The following is a 19,502-nucleotide window of genomic DNA, read 5'->3' on the forward strand; positions in this document are numbered from 1 at the left end:
TAATGAACGATATATTTATGAAATCAATCTTTAAAATAATCTTAGCTTTACTTTTAGCTGTAAATTTATCATTTGCAACAGATGATCATGATAATAGCTGGGAGAAAAAGACGATACCTAAAAAGTTTTTGAATAAAGACTGTAAAAAGCTTGCAAAGAAAATTTGGGTTGAAAGTATGGTCACTTACCGTGGAGATACAATATTAAATATGTACAAAGAGCCGATTTTAAATGTTCTTATTTATGAACCTCCTATAAAAGACATAGAATGTATGAAAAATATAAGATACAAGACCTATGATGCAAATAACTATTCTTATGACTTTGATTTTAAATGGATAAACAAAAATACTCTCTTGGTTCAGTTCTTTGACACTAATCCTGAAAATATCTGTGAGCTATGGCTATATGAGGAAAAAGACGGTAGCGTAGATGTTTATAAATTTACATCCAAGAATTTACCTGACTAATAAATTTGATAAAAGAATAGAAGATGTAACCTACTTTAGTAGCCGAATATGGAAAGTACGCGATAATGAGTGCTGCATGGTTTTGGCTTTCTAACAATCTACACAAAATAGCAGATGAGAGTAAAAATGACTCAAATAATGAAAATGTAGTGGATAAAATAACTTATGTTATTAATAGGGGGACCGACAACCAAAGCAAAAGAGATAGAAAAGAAAATTACACGAGGATTAGAAATGCTGAAATTTTTTAAATTTTTAAATAGTGCATTTTTATTAGTATCATTGCTGGCTTGCAATGGTATGGGAAAAGATGAAATACAAAATTTTAAATACAAAGACACATCTAACTATTATTTTAAAATAGGCAGCGATAGCTATTCTGTAAAGATTTTACGTAATTATAATGAGGACAACCTGGAGCGGGCGATAGACATAAAAGAGTGTGCCATTATTTACAAAGAGAAAATGAAAAAATGGAGTTTTTGTTACGACGATATGTCTATGTGGAGCGTTACGACTAGTGGTAATATAATTGAGTTTAAAGGCGGAACCCAAGACAGAGACGGAAATATAGTAGATTTTTATGTACTTCTTAAAAAATTAGCCTTGGAATTTTATTTGTATGAGTACACTTGGAAATTTGGATATATAGATGAAACTACAAACGATGAAAAAATTAATAAAGTAGAAAATTACTATACGTATCATGATAAAAGAGATAGGCTTTATATAAATCAAATCACTCCAAAAATTCTTAATGACATGAGAAAAAACTTTTATAAAAATAAGTAGTAATTAGGTAATTTGAGTAACATATTAAAAAGTAAATATATTTATAGGACAAAATTTATATGTTTTTGAGCTCTTAATGTCTAGCAAAGCTACTATAAAACATTGAACTAAAAATTTGAACAAACAGAAAATAGTGGGGTAACGGTAACTTAGCAGTCATAGGTGACCCAATTATCATCAGAAATATTTTGCGAAAAGCAAATATAATAAAAGATTTCACTACAAATTCTGGCATCAAACTTGGCAACAAACAAGAGCAAATTTTAAAGAAGCTAGGTAAACCAAACGATCTGCAAGAAGAAAATGCCACCTCTATTGTCACCTACATCACTGAGCAAAATGAAAGCAAACTCTTACAAGAATTTGACATGCCACTTTATTATGAAAAATTCATCTTTTCTAATGGAGTTTTAAAAGAGTATGAATTTGGATTTGAGTACCCGTGATATTCCGCGGATCAGGATATTAATTCCATAGAGTAGCAAAAGATACATTACGACCTAAAAGCGTAGAATTTCTATTCTTCCTCCAAATTTATTTCAGGTAGTTTCTCTTCAGAAAAACTCTTGTCTTTTTTGGCAGCTGACGCAACCTCACTAGCTTTTTTTAAAAGCCCATCAAGCCCTTGTCTTGCCAAACGCTCACTTAGCTGCTCTGGCGTATCTTTTATGCCGTCAAGATCGCTAAAATCGTCAAATTCTTCATCGTCTTCTTTTTGGATCTTTATCTCATAATCAAGCTTGCCATTAAGTCTAGCTAGCTCGTCGCTTATCGCAGTGCAAAAGACCTCAGTGTATCCTCTGTGAGCGCAGTTTTTGGCTAGAAATTCACTCATCACGTTTAGGTGATTTATATAGTCATCTTGCAAGATATTTGCCTGTAAAAGTTCAAATTTTAAAAAGAGCCAGTAGGTATTAAGTACGTCGCTTTCGCAGTATTCGTTGATCTTATCAAGCTCGCCTGCATAGTAAAGCTCAAGCACCTGATCGCCGTGCACGTCGTACTTGCCAGGTAAATTTAAGCTAGCACAAAGTGTATCAAGCTTTAGTCCTCTTACGCTTCCAAAATCGCTTATAAAATCAAGCAGATCAAGGTGAAATTTAGGCGAATACCTTGCCCTATAGTTTTCCCATTTATTTTTATTTAGCTCTTTGTTTTCGCTCTCGTAATACGCCGCTGCATTTAGATTGTAGCGCATCGCACGCACCATTAGCATCGGCAGGTCAAAGCCACGGCCGTTAAAGCTAACAAGCCTTGGGTTATAATCATTTATAAATTTTAAAAATTTAGCGATGATCTCGCGCTCGTCCTTACCCTCCATAGTGCTAACTTTTAAAAATTTGCCGTACTCATCAGCCATAACAGCAGAGATGGCGACTACTCTATGAAACATCACAGGCAAAAACTCACTCCCACTGGCCTCTTTTTGTAGCACCATCGCTTGCACACTCACATCCTCATCGCTCCCATCAATGCCATAAATTTTTCTTATCAAATTTGCATCAGGTATCGTCTCGCAGTCAAAGACACAGATGTAACTTTTCGCCATTTTAGCCCTTTTTTAAGCATTTTTTTTTAAAATCATACCAAAAATTTATATCTAAAGTGATCAATGCAAAACAAAAATCAACTAAAAATAGCCATCGTCAAACTCTCCGCTCTTGGGGATATCGTGCACGCAGCTATTGTGCTTCAGTTTATCAAAAAGCACTGCCCAAATGCTCACATCACATGGCTAGTTGATGCTCGTTTTGCAAGCCTTTTAAAAGATCATCCGCTTATCGACGAGCTAGTCGTTTTACCGCTTAAACAAAGCTTTAAACAAAGCTACAAGATACTAAAAACGCTTGGTAAATTTGACAAAGTGATCGATCTGCAAGGACTTTTTAAATCAGCCGTAGTCGCAAAAATAATAGGCAAGCAAACTTATGGATTTAGCAGAGAAAGTGTCAAAGAAAAGATCGCGGCTAGGCTTTATAGGCATAAATTTAAAATTGATTACAACGAAAACATAATCATTAGAAATTTGGCACTTGTGGCTTTTGCTCTAAATTTTAGCTTTGAAGTAAGTGAAATTTTAGAAAAAGCACCTTGCTTTGAAGTAAGTGAAATTTATAAAAACGAAAGTGGTAAAAAACGCGTTTTAATTGCTGCATTCGCAAGCGAAGAGAGCAAAATTTATGACAAATTTAAAGATGTGATCAGGCTACTTGATGGATGCGAAATTTGCCTTTGCTACGGAAGTGAGAGCGAGAAAGTAAGGGCTGAGGCGATCATCTCAGGCACCTCGGCAAAGCTACTTGAAAAACTTAACATAAAAGAGATGATAAGCTTCATTGCAAGCTGTGATTTAGTAATTGGCAACGATAGTGGCCTAACGCACCTTGCTTGGGCGATGAATAGGCCTTCTATCACGCTTTTTGGCAACCGTCCAAGCCACAGAAATGCTTACATCACGGATAAAAATTTAGTTATAGATATGGGCAAGCAAATAGATGCGAGAAGTATCGACAAAAACGACTTTTGCATAAGAGAGATTTTCCCAGAAACGATTGCAAATTTTGCAAAAAGGCTACTAAATGGATAGGCTCTATCTGGCTGGCTTTTATACTTTAAAATTTTTTATATTTTTACTGCCTAGCTCACTTAGAGATTTGCTTGCCAAATTTTTAGCGTTTGCGTTTATGAAACTTAAAAAAAAGAGATTTCATATCGTTATGACAAATTTAAATCTTGCATTTGGTGAGTCAAAAACCAAGGAAGAGAAGCTTGAGATCGCTAAAAAATGCTACTACAACTTCGCAAAATATCTTGGTATAAATTTCATCCTAAATCAAAATACAACAAAGCAAAAAGTGCTTGAAAAAGTTAGCTTTAAAAATGAACATAATCTGCTTGAAGCGCTTAAACTTGATCGTCCGATTATAGTTGCGACTGCGCATTTTGGGCAGTGGGAGCTTTTTAGCTTAGCAATGGCCGCTCGTTTTGGTGCAGTCTCAGTGCTTGGCAGAAAGCTTGATAGTAGCGTCATGGATAAAATTTTAAGAGCCAACAGATCGCAGTTTGACGTGGAGCTCATTGACAAAGATGGCGGCGCAAAAGACATCTTAAAAGCGCTAAAAGCTAGGCGAATAGTGGGAATTTTAGTCGATCAAAATACCGCTCCAAAAGATGGCATAAAGGTGAAATTTTTTGACAAAGATGTGCTTCACACGCCAGCTGTGAGCGTGCTAGCTCAAAAAACAAACGCACTAATAATTAATGCATTTATCTATCAAAAAGATGAAAATATAAGTGAAATTTGCTTTTCGCCAGCCATTGATATAAATAAATTTGATAAAGAAGAGGCGGTACAAAAAGTAACGCAAATGCAGTGCAGCGCGTGCGAAGAGATGGTTAGATCAAGGCCTGAGGAGTACTTTTGGTTTCACCAAAGATTTAAGAGATTTTACGAAAATGAGTATAAATGCTAAGTGTCGTTATCTTAACTTTCAACAGCCAAAAATATCTACAAGAAGTGCTAGAAAGTACAAATTTTGCTGATGAGGTCATCGTGGTTGATAGCGGCTCAAAAGATAGCACAAGGCAAATTTGTGATGGCTTTAGCAACGTGAGATTTCACGAGCGAGCTTGGCTTGGATTTGGCGCGCAAAAGCAAAAGGGCGTGGATCTAGCCAAAAATGAGTGGATCTTTGTGCTTGATAGTGATGAGGTGATCACGGATGAACTTAAAAACGAGATCATAGATACACTAAAAGAGCCAAAATTTATGGCTTACAACGTAGCAAGGCTAAATTTTTTCTTTGGCAAAGCGATAAAAAATATGGGGCTCTATCCAGACTACACGGTGAGGCTTTTTAACAAAAATTTTGCCAAATTTGACGGCAGAGCCGTGCATGAAAAGGTCATTTTAAATGATGGCTCACAAAAGCTTGGAGTACTTAAAAATCACTTCTTGCACTACGCGTACGAGAGCATCGAGCAGTTTATCGCTAAGCAAAATCGCTACTCAAGCATGGGTGCAAAGAGAAATTTACTAAAGGCGCTTACAAGCCCAGCGTGGACATTTTTTAAGCTTTATGTGCTAAAAGGTGGCTTTAAAGAGGGCTTTACGGGCTACGTTATCGCTAGACTTTACGCCCAGTACACATTTTGGAAATACATAAAATGAAAATACTTGTAATTAAATTTAGAAATATCGGCGACGTGCTTTTAACCACGCCGCTCATTGAAAATTTGCACCACTACTACCCAGACGCGACCATCGACTTTGCCCTAAATAAAGGGACAGAAGCGATGATAGAAGGCAATCCTTACATAAATAAAATTCACATTTACGATAGGCAAAGTGCAAATTCTGGCTTTTTAAAAAAGCTAATGACCGAGCTAAAATTTATAAGAGCGATCAAAAAAGAGAAGTACGATATGGCGGTGCAAACGACCACTGGAGACCGCGGCGTCATCATCTCAAAATACGCCAAGATCAAAAAGATAGTTGGCTTTTTAGGCAAGCACAAGGCGATAAACAAGCTTTTAAGCGTAAAGGCAAAATACTACGAAAATTTCTCACACACGGTTGATCTAAATTTAAACGCACTAAGAGCTTTGGGCTTTGAGCCGGTTAGTAAAAAAGTGAGCGTTTTTTCAGACGAGAGCGTGGAGTATCTAAATTTACCAAAACGCTTTGTGCACGTGCATCTAACAAGCCGCTGGATGTTTAAATGCGCAAACGACGAGAGCATGGCAGAGCTCATTGGCTACTGCGAAAATGAGCTTGGCGTAAAGGTCGTGCTAACAAGCGATGATAAAGAAAATGAACTTGAAAAGCTAGCAAGCGTACTAAAAATTTGCAAAAGCGAGCCTATAAATTTAGGCGGCAAACTAAGCCTAAAACAAACGATCGCCCTCTCAAAGCGCTCAAGTCTCTTTATCGGCGTCGATACTGCCATCATGCACATAGCTGCGGCAAATGACGTACCAGTGATCGCCTTTTTTGGCCCGAGTAACGCTTTTGAATGGGGGCCTTGGGATAATAGCTTGATGCAAAATGGCTACACAGCGCAAAATGGCATCCAAAGCATGGGCAAGCACATCGTCTATCAAAAGGAGTGGGACTTTGTGCCTTGCGATAAAGAGGGCATAAAAGAGCACGGCATCGAGAAGACTTTAATGGACTTTAGCGATGAAATGGGACAGATAAAGGCGAAAATAAGATCGAATTTGGAGCTAGCGCAATGAACATCCTCCACACGCAGACACTTTTTAACTGGGGTGGCGAGCAAAACAAGACGCTAAATGAGATGCGCTTTATGCGTGAAATGGGTCATGAAGTGATGCTATTTTGCAACCCAAATTCGCAGATCGAAAGCATCGCGAAAAAAGATGTATTTAAGGTCATCACGCACGAGATGAATAAGAAAAATTTTCATAAAAGCGTGCCAGCGTTTTGCGAAGTGATAAGATCAAACAACATAGATGTCGTGATCACACATGGCTCGACTGATAGCTGGGTTGGTGCCATAGCTGGGCTTTTTTACCGCAAAAGAGGCGTTAAATTTTATAAGGAAAGGCATAATCTTTTTCCTATAAAAGGCTTTCTTTCAAAACTAATGCACAAAAGACTATTTGATAAAATTTTATACATCTCAGATAGCGTCAAAGAGTATCTTCTGAGCATCGGCGTTAGCGAAGATAGGCTAGTTTTTATGCCAAGCACAGTCGATGTGGAGGCGATAGATGATACAAAAAGCACTTTTAGAGATGAGTTTCATATCGCCAAAAACGAGCTAGTCATCGGCACTTTTACCTCGCTTTACCGCAAGAAAGGCATCTTTGACTTTGCAAATGCAGCAAAAGAGATTTTAAAAGAGAAGGACGCCACAATAGTTTTTGCAGGAAATATCAGTGAAAGCACAAAAAATGAGATTGCCTCGATTTTTAGAAAAAAAGATAAGATTATATTTACTGGTTTTAGAAAAGACGCGGCAAATATCATAAAAAGCTTTGATATCTACGTCTTTGCATCGCACTCTGAGGGGCTTGGTACAGTTTTGCTTGAAGCAATGAGCTCAAAAGTACCTATCGTGGTCTACGACAACGCGCCGATGAACGTGCTAGTTAAAGATAAAGAGCGTGGGCTTTGTGCTAAAAATTTAGATGAAATTTCGCTAAAAGAGTGCATTTTGGAGCTGATAAATGAGCCTGAAAAAGCCAAAATTTACTCACAAAACGCCTTTAAATTTGTGGATGAAAACTTTAGCCACAAGGCACTAAAAGAAGCTATTAAAAATTTACTGGAGTAAAAATGAACTACCCAGTTTGCGTGCTAACGATGCACCACTGTAATAACAATGAAAATGACTTTGCCATTAAGCCAGAGCTATTTAAAAAAGCACTTCTTATGGCACTAGAGGAGGGCTATAAATTTATAAACTATAGCCAATTTAAAGATATAGCTAGTGGCCGAGCAAAAACCTCTAAAAAGAACATTTTACTAACTTTTGATGACGGATATTTTGATAACTATAAATTTGTATTTCCTATCCTAAAAGAGCTAAATATCCCAGCTGTATGCTTTTTGATAACAGATAAGATCAAAGATTTTAAAAGGCAGGATTACGACTTTGCATTTAAAAAACATAAAGAAATAAACTACGAAAAAGATGCGGAGTATTTTTTAAATTTAGACGAGATCAGGCAGATGCAAGAGAGTGGCCTTTTTGAGTTTGATAGCCATACAGCGAGCCACTTTTCCTGCAAAAGTAACGATGAAGAAAAATTAAGAGAGGAATTTTCTAGCTCGCTAGCCAAGGTAAAAGAGCTATTTCCCGAAAAACAAGAATTTGGCTTTTGCTTTCCCAAAGGGCACTTTAACGAGCTTTCACTAAAAGTTGTAAGAGAGTATTATGACTTTGCTTTTAGTGTGATAGATGGTGGATTTTGCGCAAGAGATGATAAATTTAAGATAAGGCGCATCGATATATCAAACAACGCGAAGAGCGAGAGTGATTACATTTTTAGAGTTAAAAAGAAGCTTTTTATCTATTCTACGCCGGTACTAGGAAATTTATATTCAAATTTTAGAAATAGAGGCTATAAATAATGCTTGAGGCATTGAATGAGGTTTGCAAAGAAATTTTAAAAGATAAAAAACAGGCCTTAATCGCTCTTACTGGGCTTCACGGCAGTGGCAAAAGTACACTTGCAAAACAAATTAGAAAAAATGGATTTAAAAACTTTAAACCTTATCAAATCGTTGTAATCGATGATGATGTAATGAGTCTAAATTTATTTATAGCTCGTCCAAAAATAAAAATCAAAAGCGATCATCAAGATGAGTTAAAGCCATTCTTTAAATTTATTATGCCATTTGTAAAAGTCGTAATATACGTAAGCGCAAATCCACTCTTACGTATAAGTAAATGTGACATTCTTTGTATTTTAAACGCTGATGAAGAAGCTCGAATCGCTGGAATTTATAAAAGAAACTCGAGCAAGGATCCAAGCCAGTGCTCAAAAACAATGAGCATAAATTTAAATTAGAGTTCAAATCGCCAATAAAGCAAAATATCTAATCAGAAGCGATTCTCCAGATCTCACAAAAAGCATATAGCCAAAAATAGGAAAATTTTTACCAGATAATTTAGCCCACTAAGACCTTATCGCCGCGTAGATAGAGCCTAAAATATCATTTTGATATATAAACATGGTCTTTTTTAGCCATTTCTCATCACGTTTTGTCACTATCCGTTTTATCTCTTCAAGATTGCCGTCAGCTTTATTAATGCCACGTTTTGTCGTAAAAAATGCCTTATAACCATGCTTTTTGGCTGCCATTAGATACTCATCATTGTATTTGCCACGCGGCCAACAAAGTGCATCATCATCAAAACCAAAATTCTTTTTCATAAACTCACGACAAAGGCCAAATTCCTCATCCAAACTAAGCTGCCCAAAGTAGCCATCAAAATGACCATGCGTATGTGAGTGAAAGTAAAAACAATCACTCATTTTCTCGATCTGCTCTAAATTTAATATCACATCTTGTGGCCTACTTGGAGCAAGCCTCTTGCACTCATTGTGATCAACGTTTAAAAAGCTAGCAGACCTCATCTCATGGGCCTTTTGCGCCGCTTCTATCCAGCCAGTAACCATAAAAAGATTTGCCTTTAGCCCAAATTCCTTCACGATGGGATAGGCGTAGATGTAGTTGTCCATCCAACCATCGTCAAATGTTATACAAACGCTCTTTTTTGGCACCTCAAGCTCGCCTTTTTTGTAAGCAATAAATTCATTTATGCTTAGCGTTTTGTAGCCATTTTCAGCTAGAAATCTCATATGTGATCTAAACTCATCCACGCTACTAGCGATAAATCCACTCTTTTCAAGCACGTGGTGATACATCAAAACAGTTACGCTCATTTTGCAAGTTCCATATATAAATTTTGAGTGTTTTCTATCATTTTTTCGATACTAAATATCTCTTTTACATACTCTCTGCCAAACTCACCCATCTGTTTTCTTAAATTTTTATCCAAGATGAGCCTTTCAAGTACTTTTTTTAGCCCCTCTTTATCGCCATTTTCAAATAAAAATCCACTCTTTCCATCACTCACTGCCTCACCAAGACCGCCAACGGCACTTCCGATAGTAGCTAACTTGCACGAAGATGCCTCAAGCAGCGCTCCACCGATAGCCTCCATCTCTGAAGGTAACACACAGATATCAAGTGAGCCCAAAAAATCGCTCACATCGGTTCTGTTACCAAGCATAAAGATATTTTTTTTATCTTTTATATATTCGTGTAAATTTTTATTTTGCGGGCCATCACCTACGATAAAAAGGACTGATTTTTCTAAATTTAACTCGCTAAATGCATCGATTAATAGCTTATGATTTTTAGCTGCCCTTAATACTGCAACTATGCAAACCCCAACCATATCGTCATTTAGGCCAAATTCTTTTTTCATATTTATCTTAAATTCTGGCGTATATTTTTGCGTATCGATGCCTGTATAAATTTTGACAACTTTTTCTTTTTTCACGCCTCTTTTTATAAGATCCTCGCATACTGAATCGCAAACACCGACCACTTTTGTGCTTAGATTATAAGGTAAGGATGATGTTATAGGTAGCTGTAAATGCCTAGTGCGAACCACGCTAACGCCACAAATTTTGCCCACAATAGCGCCTATGGTGCCGTCTTTCCCTGAGTGAGTTGAGATGATTTTTATATTATTTTGCTTTACAAATTTACAAATTTTTAAAATTTCAAAGATATTAAAAGACTTTTTGAGATTAAACTCAACGAATTCACACTCTATTTGCTTCTCAAAGCTTTTTGAGCCAGGATTTAGCCCATAAAAAACCTTAAATTTACTCTTATCTAGCCCATTTATCACACGCTGTGTACGGTGTTCTTGCCCACCAAATCCAAGAGAGCTTTCAAGCTCAAGTATATTTATCATTTTTTACTCTTTAAATTCTTTCATTTTTTTATTTGACAAAAAGCCATTTATTGTATTAAAGATTTTTAAAATTTTTGATACATTTTCGTACGATTTTATATTTTTTAGCACTTTAAGCAAAATTCTTTGTTTTAATCTAAGCTTTGAAAAACCAGATGAGTTTATGATGCTATCAATATCTGCATAAAAAAGATCAAGTGCCTTTACATAGCTACTATTTTTTAGATTTGGTCTTGCCAAAATGGCTGGCATATAGACGCTTTTTATTTTTCTAAGCTCTAGATCTGGCACCATTTCAAGAGCTAAATTTTTGTTTTTTAAAATTGAGATTATGTCATCATAAACAAATTTATGATCCATCACAGCTTTTAATTTTTCAAAGCCAGCAGTGTTGTTGTCTCCTATCTTATAGCAATAAAAGGCCTTATTTAGCTTTACAAGAGTTTTTGAAGCGATAACATTTCTCACTACAGTGTGAAAATCTTCAGCTTGCGTGATCCCAACTGGAAATAAATTTTCTTTTAAAATTTCAGTTTTAATAGCTTTATTCCATGTATTATGCAAGACTTTATTGTGCCTTGAAGCAAGTAATCTCTTTAAATACTCATCTTTATCTATGATATGGCTATCTTTTATCTCGAAGTCATTTAAGTATACTTTTTTATTACCATAAATTTTAAATACATCTGTTATCACCATGTCGGCATCAAATTTTTCTGCGATATCATAAACGCATGAAGCATAATCTTTTTCCACATAGTCATCAGCATCTACGCAGATAGTATATTTCCCACTAGCTAGTAATATACCGTCATTTCTGGCAGCACTGACACCAGCATTGCTCTTTGTTTTTAATATTATTTTATCTTTATATTCTTCTAATATTTCTAGCGTATTATCAGTACTTCCATCATTAATAACTATAATCTCAATATCATCCATGTCTTGAGATATAAGCGAATTTAAACAATCCCTAATATGCTTTTTTTTGTTAAAAACAGGCACTACAAAGCTTATTTTCACATCAGGCACGATACTTCCTTTTAATTTTTGTTTAATTGTATATTATTTTTAGTTCAGCAATGATAAAATGCCCACTTAAAATTTAAAGGATCTGCATGAAAAACGACATCGTGTCTAAGCTCTACAATCTTTTTTTAGTTATTGTCTTATTTACGCTACCAGTAACTGAGGGCTTAAAGCAAATTTCACTCACACTTTTCGTCTTGGCTGGAATTTATATTTGCGTCAGAGAAAAAAGGCAATTTAAATTTGATCTCATAAATATCTCACTTTTTATCTTTGTTTTGGCTACTTTTATAAGTTGTCTTATAAATGGAGTTTCTGCATCAAGAGCACTTGATCCGCTAAGGTGTATGCTATTTTTCTTTGTAGCCAGAAGTGTTGGCATAGAAAAAATAAATTTTAAATTTTTATTTTTTGCCTTATTTGCTGGTTTGATTGTTGCATTTATCCCTGCTTGTGTAGAAAAATTCTCTTCAAATGATCCTTTAGCACTTTTTGAGCTTAAATCAATAGGACACGTAAATCATAGCGCTATTTTTATGCTGCTAGTTTTTTGTGTAGCATTAGTTTCGATAAATAGCAAAGAAATTTTTGAAAAGTATATAGGCATAAGTGTCGCCGGAATTTGCGTCCTTGGAATAATGATAGCTGGCTCAAGAGCTGCAATGTATCTTTTGCCAATCGTTATTTTTACTTACTTGCTTTTTGAAATTTTAAATAAACAGATAAAAATAAAATTTTTACTAGGCTTGATAATTTTATTTAGTGTAATAGCTATTTCTTATATATATATATCAACAAATATCACTCAAGATGAAAGATTGTATAGTCAACTAACAAAGGGGGTTACTGGATCAGAGACTAGATATCCGATCTTTGCTAGCGCATTTTATACGTGGCTTGAAAACCCTTTATTTGGGATAGGTTCTGGTGAGTTTAAGATCATTGATATAACAAAATATTTTCCAGGCAATGTTGAAGTTAATGTTAGTCACGCACACAATACCTTTTTAACATTTTTAACAGAAAAGGGCATCGTTGCCTTGCTTGCATATTTGGTATTTCAACTATCACTCTTTATAAAATTTATTAAAAATTTTAGACAAAATAGCATAGTTTTTCTTGCGCTTTTAATGCTTATGGCTAATAATATAATCTCACTTGCAAATACAACATTTCACCATGAAAATGCCCTTTTAATGCTACTATTTTGGGCCCTATCTTTAAGTGCGATAGATGAAATATCGACCTTAAAAATTAGCTAATGCTCCAACACGCCTCAACCGTTTCAAATTTTACAAAGAAACGGTTGAACAAAATTTTTATTTTTTCTTCATCTCCTCAAGCTCTTGCGCTAGAAATTCTCCAGTGTAGCTGCCAGTTTTTTTATAGTTTTTAGCTACTTCTTTGACGTTGCCACAAGCGATCACTTTACCGCCCTTTGCGCCGCCTTCTGGTCCCATATCTACGATATAGTCGCAGTTTTTGATGACATCCATATTATGCTCGATCACAAAGACCGAATTTCCAAGATCAACTAAGTGATTTAGCACCTTTACTAGCCTATCAACATCGGCAAAATGAAGCCCTGTCGTTGGCTCATCAAGGATGTAAAGCGTATTTCCAGTGTCGCTTCTACTAAGCTCTTTTGCTAGCTTCACGCGCTGCGCCTCGCCGCCACTAAGTGTGACTGCATTTTGTCCAAGCGTTATGTAACCAAGCCCCACGTCTTGCAGTGTCGTGAGCTTTGAAGCGATCTTTGGCACAGCCTTGAAAAACTCAACCGCCTCATCTATACTCATATTTAGCACTTCGGCGATGTTTTTGCCTTTGTATAAAATTTCCAAGGTTTGAGCGTTATATCTAGCGCCATTGCAAACATCACAAACCACGTTTATATCAGGCAAAAAATGCATCTCGATCGTGATCTCGCCCTCGCCTTGGCACTTCTCGCAGCGCCCACCTTTGACGTTGAAGCTAAAGCGCCCTATTTTATAGCCTCTAAGCTTGGCCTCTTTGGTCTGTGCAAACAAATTTCTTATCTCATCCATCACACCGGTATATGTTGCCGGATTTGAGCGTGGAGTGCGGCCGATAGGGCTTTGATCGAGGTAGATCACCTTGTCTAAATTTTCAAGTCCGCTTAAATTTACCCCAGCTATCTTTTTTACCTTTTTGGCTCTATTTAGCTGCTCCTGCGCCTCTGGAAGCAAAGTTTGAAGCACTAGCGAGCTCTTGCCAGATCCTGAGACGCCAGTGATGCCTACAAGGTTTCTAAGCGGAAATTTAGCGGTTAAATTTGAGATATTATTGATATTTACATTTGAAATTTCAAGCCACTTCTCAGCTTTTCTATTTTTTTGATAGTCGATCTTTTTCTTACCATTTATGTATTGTGCAGTCTGAGTGTCTGAGCTTAAAAGCTCTTTTGCCGTGCCTGCAAAGACCACGCTACCGCCAAATTTACCAGCTCCAGGGCCGATATCTACGATATAGTCAGCCTCCTCTATCGTCTTTTTATCATGCTCGACGACGATTACAGAGTTGCCTTTAGCTTGTAAATTTCTAAGTGTTTTTATGAGTTTTAACGTATCTCGCTCGTGAAGGCCGATACTTGGCTCATCAAGCACGTACATGACGCCACTTAGCCCACTTCCTATCTGGCTTGCGATCCTGATGCGCTGTGCCTCGCCACCGCTGATCGTCCTAGCATCACGTCCAAGCGACAAGTAGCCAAGTCCCACGTCATACAAAAAGAAAAGCCTTTCGTTGATCTCTTTTAAGATGGGCTTTGCGATCGCCTTGTCGTAGTCGCTTAGGTAAGCAAAATTTTTCTCATTTGAAAAAAATGCGGTGCAGTTTTCTATGCTCATATCTAAAATTTCACCAAGTCCAAGGCCAGCGACCTTGACCGCTAGACTTTGAGGCTTTAGCCTGTGACCGTTGCAAGCATCACAAATTTTCTCACTCATGTATTCGTCAAAGTCTTTGTAATCCTTCAAAAGTCCATGTGAAATTTTAACAACACCATCAAACTTTCTAAGCAGCTTATTTCGCTTCCAAAAAAACTCAACTTCTTTGACATTTCCATATAAAACAAGTCTCTTTTCATCTTCGCTAAGCTCATAATAGGGCTTTTTGATATCGATGCCATTTTGCTCGCAAAAAGCAAGTAGAAATTTATAGTAATAGCTCATGTTATAGCCATAAAGTAGCTTGATTGCGCCGTTTTCTATCGACTTTTCCTCGTCGATGATCTTACTCATGTCTAGGCTATATCTTATGCCAAGTCCGTCGCAGTGCTCGCAGGCACCCTTTGGCGAGTTGAAGCTAAAGCTTAGCGGCTCAAGCGGCGTAAATGAAATTTTACAATCAAAACAAGCCATGTGCTCGCTGTAATGTATAAAACTCTCTTTTAAGCCCAGCTCACCAGCGTTTGCGATCTCTATCTCGACCTCGCCAAAGCTCTCATTTAGCGCCTTTTCTACGTCACTTGCAAGGCGTTCGTGATTTTGCTCATCGATAGCGATCCTATCAACGATGACCTTTATCGTGTGTTTTTTTGTTTTTGCAAGCTCGATCTCCTCATCAAGCCTCACCACCACACCATCTATCTGCGCCCTTACAAAGCCTTTTTGGCGTAAATTTTCGATCAAATCCGCCCATGTGCCCTTTTTCTCACGCACTAGTGGTGCATAGATGATCACTTTTGCGCCAAGTGGGAGCTTTGAAATTTCATTTATGATATCGCTTGCACTCATTTTTGAGATAGGTTTTCCGCATTTATGGCAGTGCTGAACGCCGACCCTTGCGTACAAAAGCCTTAGATAATCATAAATTTCTGTAATAGTACCAACTGTCGAACGAGGGTTTTTAGAAGTCGTCTTTTGATCTATCGCGATAGCAGGCGTTAAACCCTCGATCTTATCGACATCCGGCTTACCCACACGGTCTAGAAACTGCCTAGCGTAGCTACTAAGGCTCTCCATGTATCTTCTTTGTCCCTCAGCATAAAGCGTATCAAAGGCTAGCGTGCTCTTGCCGCTTCCACTAAGACCAGTAAAAACTACTAATTTATTTTTTGGAATTTTAAGATTTATATTTTTTAAGTTATGTTCTCTTGCACCAGTTATTTCAATAATATCGTTCATTAAATTTATACAACCTTTTTAAAATTTTAATCTGTAAATTTAGTCTAAAAGTGATAAAAGATTTATAAAGTAGTTTTTCTAAAATTTGAGATCGTAGTTAAATTTAAGGGCTTATTTATATCATTTTCAGCTTTTTTTGATATTCTACGCCAAATTTTAATCTAAGGAGAAAAAATGTCTGTAAAAATAACTGATATATGTATAAGCTGTGGTTCATGTATTGATGAATGCCCGGTTTCAGCCATCGTTGATGATAGCGACAACCCAACTGGAGCAGATACATACTATGTTTATTCAAATAAATGTGTTGAATGTGTAGGCTATAACGATGAGCCAGCCTGTGCATCTGCCTGTCCAACTGATGGTTGTATCGTATGGGATGCTGTTGTAGCAGGGCAACCTTCTCGCGATCAGATCGGTGCTGATGCACGCAATGGTTCTATTCCAGTTATTCAATAAATTTATATTTATAAATTTTAGGCTCAATTTGAGCCTATTTTATTTTTAAGCTTTATTTGATATAATTGCCAACTTCAATTTAAATAACCTAGATTTAAGGAAAAATTTATGCAAAGAACACTTTCTATTATTAAGCCTGATGCTGTTAAGAAAAATGTTGTTGGAAAAATTATAGATAGATTTGAAAGTAACGGCTTAAGAATCGCAGCTGCAAAGAAAATCCAACTTAGTAAATGCGATGCAAAAGCATTTTATGCAGTTCATAAAGATAGACCTTTCTTCAACGATCTAGTCGAATTTATGATAAGCGGGCCAGTTGTGGTTATGGTTTTAGAGGGCGACAATGCAGTTGCTAAAAACCGCGAGCTAATGGGTGCAACTAACCCAAAAGAAGCAGCTCCTGGCACTATAAGAGCTGATTTTGCTGATAGCATTGATGCAAATGCGGTTCACGGAAGTGACAGCCTGGAAAATGCTGTGAATGAAATAAATTTCTTCTTTGCTTCAAGAGAAATTTGCTAATTTTAGGTCAAGAAAATTGATTATATCTTTTTCTAAAATAGCAAACAAAGAGATAAACTTTGAGCTAGTAGGAAATGATAATTTAGTTTTTATTGGAATTTTAAAAAGAAAAGACCCTTTTTTGGTAAAATGTCAAGGTAAAATAAAAGGGAATATAAATTATGTTTGCGATCGATGCGGTGAAGTATTTATGCTACCTATCAATCAAGATGTAGAGCTAAATTTAAGTGACGGTATTTATAAAGATAGCGAAAATGAGCTTAGCGATACGATGGAATTTTTTGATGGCAATATTAATTTAAAAGAAGTCTTTGAGAGCGAGTTAGAAGCTTTTAAAAGTGATTATTTCTATTGTGAAAAATGTAAAAATTTATAAAGGAGAGTAAAAATGGCAGTACCAAAGCGAAGAGTGAGTCATTCTCGTGCAGCAAAACGTAGAACACATTATAAAGTTACACTTCCAGTACCTGTAAAAGACAAAGATGGTTCTTGGAAAATGCCTCACCGCATAAACAAAACTACAGGCGAATATTAAAATATGATTCGCATTGCTATAGATGCTATGGGTGGTGATTTTGGTGCAGATCCTATAATATCTGGTGTTATTGATGCACTAAAAGAGACAGAATTTAAAGCTGTATTAGTCGGCGATAGCAATGTCATCAAACCACTCATTCCACAGTCTTATTTAAAAAATATCGAATTTTTAGAAGCTAGTGAAGTTATCTCAATGGCAGATGGCGCAACTGATGCGCTTAAAAGAAAAGATAGTACGATCTACAAAGCGATTGAACTTTTAAAAAACAAGGAAGTTGATGCTGTAGTTTCTGCTGGTCATAGTGGTGCAACTATGAGTTTAGCTACTCTAAGAATCGGCAGGCTAAAAAATATCTTTCGTCCAGCAATTGCAACACTTATGCCAAATTCAAAAGAGTCTGCGACTTTGGTTTTAGATGTTGGTGCAAATGTTGATTGCAGAAGTGAACATCTGTTTCAATTTGCCATAATGGGTGAAGCCTATGCAAAAGAAATTTTAGGTAGAAAAGAGCCAAAAGTTGGTCTTTTGTCAAATGGTGAAGAAGAGAGCAAAGGCAATGAAGTTAGCAAAGAAGCCTTTAAATTAGTTTCTAGGCTTGATAGCTTTGTTGGCAATGCAGAAGGTAATCAAATTTTTGATGGTAGTATCGATGTAATGGTTTGTGATGGTTTTATGGGAAATATTCTTTTAAAAACTAGCGAAGGCGTTGCAGATGCTATAGGTAAAATTATCAAAAAACAAATTAAAAAATCACCTCTTGCTATAGCTGGCTCTGTACTCATGAGAAAAGTTTTTAAGACACTTAAAAAACAGGTTAGCTATGACGAATATGGCGGTGCACCACTTCTTGGTGTAAATGGTTGTGTTATCATAAGTCACGGCAAAAGTAATTCAAAAGCTATAAAAAATGCAATTTTTCAAGCAATAAAATTTGCTAATTCAAACATAAATAAAGTTATCGAAGAAGAACTTTCGCACTTTGCAAGGTAAAATATGCCAAAAGCTTCACTGATTTCTATCGCTTCTTATATTCCAGAAAAAATTCTAACAAATTTTGACTTTGAAAAAATGGTTGAAACAAGTGATGAATGGATAGTAAAGCGAACAGGTATCGAGCAAAGGCATATTGCAACTAACGAAACAACAAGTGACCTTGGTACAAAGGCTGGTGAATTAGCCATAAAACGCTCAGGACTTGATAAATCTCAAATAGATGCAATCATCTGTGCTACGATATCTCCAGATCATCTTTGTATGCCATCTACTGCTTGCAAAATAGCTGCAAATTTGGGTTTAAACTATGGAGTTACAGCATTTGATATAAGTGCGGCTTGTACCGGTTTTATTTATCTTTTAGAACTTGCAAATTCTCTCATTATTAGCGGTGCCAAAAAAAACGTATTAATTATCGGAGCCGAAAAATTAAGCTCTATTGTTGACTATACAGATAGAAGCACTTGTATACTATTTGGTGATGGAGCAGGTGCAGCTGTAATTAGTAGTAGTAATGGTAATGAGATCATTGATATTCATACAGCAAGTGACGGCAAACAAGCTGAACTTTTAATAACTCCAGGATGTGGGAGTGTATTTCCAGCCAGCGAGGAAACACTAAAAAATAGGTTAAATTTTATCCATATGAGTGGAAATGAAGTTTTTAAAATAGCAGTTCAAACACTTAGCAAAAGCGTAATAGAAATTTTGCATGCAAATAAAATGCAAAGCGAAGATATTGATTTTTTTATACCTCATCAAGCGAATATAAGAATAATAGATGCAGTAAAAAATAGATTAAATTTTAAAGATGAGCAGTGTGTCTTAACTGTTGCTAAATATGGCAATACAAGCTCCGCTTCAATTCCGATGGCTATAAATGATGCCTATGAAGACGGACGCATCAAAAATGGTTCAGTTTTGCTTCTTGACGCATTTGGTGGTGGCTTTACATGGGGTAATGAGATCATTGATATTCATACAGCAAGTGACGGCAAACAAGCTGAACTTTTAATAACTCCAGGATGTGGGAGTGTATTTCCAGCCAGCGAGGAAACACTAAAAAATAGGTTAAATTTTATCC

Annotated in this window: 23 protein-coding genes; 18 read left to right on the forward strand and 5 right to left on the reverse strand. The window is 36.4% G+C overall.

All coding sequences use genetic code 11. The features are described from left to right. The first annotated feature begins 17 nt into the window (after positions 1 to 17). The 4 genes from CVS92_RS04285 (at position 18) to CVS92_RS04300 (ending at position 1,708) form a co-directional block, all read left to right on the forward strand. Positions 18 to 470: a hypothetical protein gene (locus tag CVS92_RS04285; protein WP_107788628.1), complete on the forward strand. Its 453-nt coding sequence runs from the start codon at positions 18 to 20 to the stop codon at positions 468 to 470. 65 nt (positions 471 to 535) lie between these two features. Beyond that, positions 536 to 721, forward strand: a complete 186-nt coding sequence (locus tag CVS92_RS04290; protein ID WP_107788629.1) for a hypothetical protein — start codon at positions 536 to 538, stop codon at positions 719 to 721. Beyond that, positions 705 to 1,262 (forward strand): hypothetical protein, encoded by a 558-nt coding sequence (locus CVS92_RS04295; protein ID WP_107788630.1) that lies wholly within the window; start codon positions 705 to 707, stop codon positions 1,260 to 1,262. Before CVS92_RS04290 ends, CVS92_RS04295 begins: the two co-directional genes overlap by 17 nt. A 188-nt stretch (positions 1,263 to 1,450) precedes the next feature. Beyond that, entirely contained in the window at positions 1,451 to 1,708 is a 258-nt protein-coding gene (locus tag CVS92_RS04300) for a hypothetical protein (RefSeq protein ID WP_199906406.1), read from the forward strand. A gap of 71 nt (positions 1,709 to 1,779) precedes the next feature. On the opposite strand, the gene CVS92_RS04305 is transcribed toward CVS92_RS04300, so the two are convergent. Then, positions 1,780 to 2,811: a 3'-5' exonuclease gene (locus tag CVS92_RS04305; protein ID WP_107788632.1), complete on the reverse strand. Its 1,032-nt coding sequence runs from the start codon at positions 2,809 to 2,811 to the stop codon at positions 1,780 to 1,782. Between the two features lie 63 nt (positions 2,812 to 2,874). Here CVS92_RS04305 and waaC point away from each other — a divergent pair, with 63 nt between their 5' ends. Genes waaC through CVS92_RS04340 form a run of 7 tightly spaced genes read left to right on the forward strand, consistent with a single transcriptional unit; the run spans position 2,875 to position 8,804 of the window. Next, positions 2,875 to 3,849, forward strand: a complete 975-nt coding sequence (waaC, locus tag CVS92_RS04310) for a lipopolysaccharide heptosyltransferase I (protein ID WP_107788633.1) — start codon at positions 2,875 to 2,877, stop codon at positions 3,847 to 3,849. Continuing rightward, positions 3,842 to 4,735 (forward strand): lipid A biosynthesis lauroyl acyltransferase, encoded by an 894-nt coding sequence (locus tag CVS92_RS04315; protein ID WP_107788634.1) that lies wholly within the window; start codon positions 3,842 to 3,844, stop codon positions 4,733 to 4,735. The genes waaC and CVS92_RS04315 overlap by 8 nt, the downstream gene beginning before the upstream one ends. Continuing rightward, positions 4,729 to 5,433: a glycosyltransferase family 2 protein gene (locus CVS92_RS04320; RefSeq protein ID WP_107788635.1), complete on the forward strand. Its 705-nt coding sequence runs from the start codon at positions 4,729 to 4,731 to the stop codon at positions 5,431 to 5,433. The genes CVS92_RS04315 and CVS92_RS04320 overlap by 7 nt, the downstream gene beginning before the upstream one ends. Further along, complete coding sequence (rfaQ, locus tag CVS92_RS04325) at positions 5,430 to 6,500, forward strand: putative lipopolysaccharide heptosyltransferase III (RefSeq protein ID WP_107788636.1); 1,071 nt, start codon at positions 5,430 to 5,432, stop codon at positions 6,498 to 6,500. The genes CVS92_RS04320 and rfaQ overlap by 4 nt, the downstream gene beginning before the upstream one ends. Further along, positions 6,497 to 7,564, forward strand: a complete 1,068-nt coding sequence (locus CVS92_RS04330) for a glycosyltransferase family 4 protein (RefSeq protein WP_107788637.1) — start codon at positions 6,497 to 6,499, stop codon at positions 7,562 to 7,564. Before rfaQ ends, CVS92_RS04330 begins: the two co-directional genes overlap by 4 nt. Before the next feature lie 2 nt (positions 7,565 to 7,566). Next, the gene (locus CVS92_RS04335) at positions 7,567 to 8,364 is read left to right on the forward strand and encodes a polysaccharide deacetylase family protein (RefSeq protein ID WP_107788638.1); all 798 of its coding nucleotides are present in this window, start codon (positions 7,567 to 7,569) and stop codon (positions 8,362 to 8,364) included. After that, positions 8,364 to 8,804: a hypothetical protein gene (locus tag CVS92_RS04340; protein ID WP_107788639.1), complete on the forward strand. Its 441-nt coding sequence runs from the start codon at positions 8,364 to 8,366 to the stop codon at positions 8,802 to 8,804. The genes CVS92_RS04335 and CVS92_RS04340 overlap by 1 nt, the downstream gene beginning before the upstream one ends. A gap of 108 nt (positions 8,805 to 8,912) precedes the next feature. Here the strand turns inward: CVS92_RS04340 and CVS92_RS04345 are convergent, their stop codons facing one another. Genes CVS92_RS04345 through CVS92_RS04355 form a run of 3 tightly spaced genes read right to left on the reverse strand, consistent with a single transcriptional unit; the run spans position 8,913 to position 11,761 of the window. Continuing rightward, positions 8,913 to 9,683: a polysaccharide deacetylase family protein gene (locus CVS92_RS04345; protein ID WP_107788640.1), complete on the reverse strand. Its 771-nt coding sequence runs from the start codon at positions 9,681 to 9,683 to the stop codon at positions 8,913 to 8,915. Continuing rightward, positions 9,680 to 10,729 carry a glycosyltransferase family 4 protein gene (locus CVS92_RS04350; RefSeq protein WP_107788641.1) on the reverse strand — a complete coding sequence of 350 codons (1,050 nt, stop codon included), beginning with the start codon at positions 10,727 to 10,729 and terminating at the stop codon, positions 9,680 to 9,682. The genes CVS92_RS04345 and CVS92_RS04350 overlap by 4 nt, the downstream gene beginning before the upstream one ends. Before the next feature lie 3 nt (positions 10,730 to 10,732). Beyond that, the gene (locus CVS92_RS04355) at positions 10,733 to 11,761 is read right to left on the reverse strand and encodes a glycosyltransferase family 2 protein (RefSeq protein ID WP_159070348.1); all 1,029 of its coding nucleotides are present in this window, start codon (positions 11,759 to 11,761) and stop codon (positions 10,733 to 10,735) included. Between the two features lie 86 nt (positions 11,762 to 11,847). Here CVS92_RS04355 and CVS92_RS04360 point away from each other — a divergent pair, with 86 nt between their 5' ends. After that, a complete protein-coding gene (locus CVS92_RS04360) occupies positions 11,848 to 13,020 on the forward strand; it encodes an O-antigen ligase family protein (RefSeq protein WP_107788643.1) in 1,173 nt (390 codons plus the stop codon). Positions 13,021 to 13,077: 57 nt separating this feature from the next. Here the strand turns inward: CVS92_RS04360 and uvrA are convergent, their stop codons facing one another. After that, positions 13,078 to 15,906, reverse strand: coding sequence for an excinuclease ABC subunit UvrA (gene uvrA / locus CVS92_RS04365; protein ID WP_107788644.1), 2,829 nt, complete (start codon positions 15,904 to 15,906; stop codon positions 13,078 to 13,080). A 174-nt stretch (positions 15,907 to 16,080) separates the two neighbouring features. On the opposite strand from uvrA, the gene CVS92_RS04370 reads away from it, so the two are divergent. The 6 genes from CVS92_RS04370 to CVS92_RS04395 all read left to right on the forward strand — a co-directional run. Continuing rightward, complete coding sequence (locus CVS92_RS04370; RefSeq protein ID WP_021091598.1) at positions 16,081 to 16,365, forward strand: NADH-quinone oxidoreductase subunit I; 285 nt, start codon at positions 16,081 to 16,083, stop codon at positions 16,363 to 16,365. Between the two features lie 108 nt (positions 16,366 to 16,473). Further along, the gene (gene ndk / locus CVS92_RS04375) at positions 16,474 to 16,887 is read left to right on the forward strand and encodes a nucleoside-diphosphate kinase (protein WP_087577781.1); all 414 of its coding nucleotides are present in this window, start codon (positions 16,474 to 16,476) and stop codon (positions 16,885 to 16,887) included. 16 nt (positions 16,888 to 16,903) lie between these two features. After that, the gene (locus CVS92_RS04380) at positions 16,904 to 17,263 is read left to right on the forward strand and encodes a hypothetical protein (protein ID WP_107788647.1); all 360 of its coding nucleotides are present in this window, start codon (positions 16,904 to 16,906) and stop codon (positions 17,261 to 17,263) included. Positions 17,264 to 17,275: 12 nt separating this feature from the next. After that, on the forward strand, positions 17,276 to 17,422 hold the full coding sequence (rpmF, locus tag CVS92_RS04385) for a 50S ribosomal protein L32 (protein ID WP_002942540.1): 147 nt from the start codon (positions 17,276 to 17,278) through the stop codon (positions 17,420 to 17,422). Between the two features lie 3 nt (positions 17,423 to 17,425). After that, on the forward strand, positions 17,426 to 18,415 hold the full coding sequence (plsX, locus tag CVS92_RS04390) for a phosphate acyltransferase PlsX (protein ID WP_107788645.1): 990 nt from the start codon (positions 17,426 to 17,428) through the stop codon (positions 18,413 to 18,415). A gap of 3 nt (positions 18,416 to 18,418) precedes the next feature. Then, on the forward strand, positions 18,419 to 19,502 hold a 1,084-nt coding region (locus CVS92_RS04395), incomplete at its 3' end, for a beta-ketoacyl-ACP synthase III (protein ID WP_234398700.1).

Origin of the sequence: Campylobacter concisus (assembly GCF_003048555.1) — a bacterium.
GTDB lineage: Bacteria > Campylobacterota > Campylobacteria > Campylobacterales > Campylobacteraceae > Campylobacter_A > Campylobacter_A concisus_AO.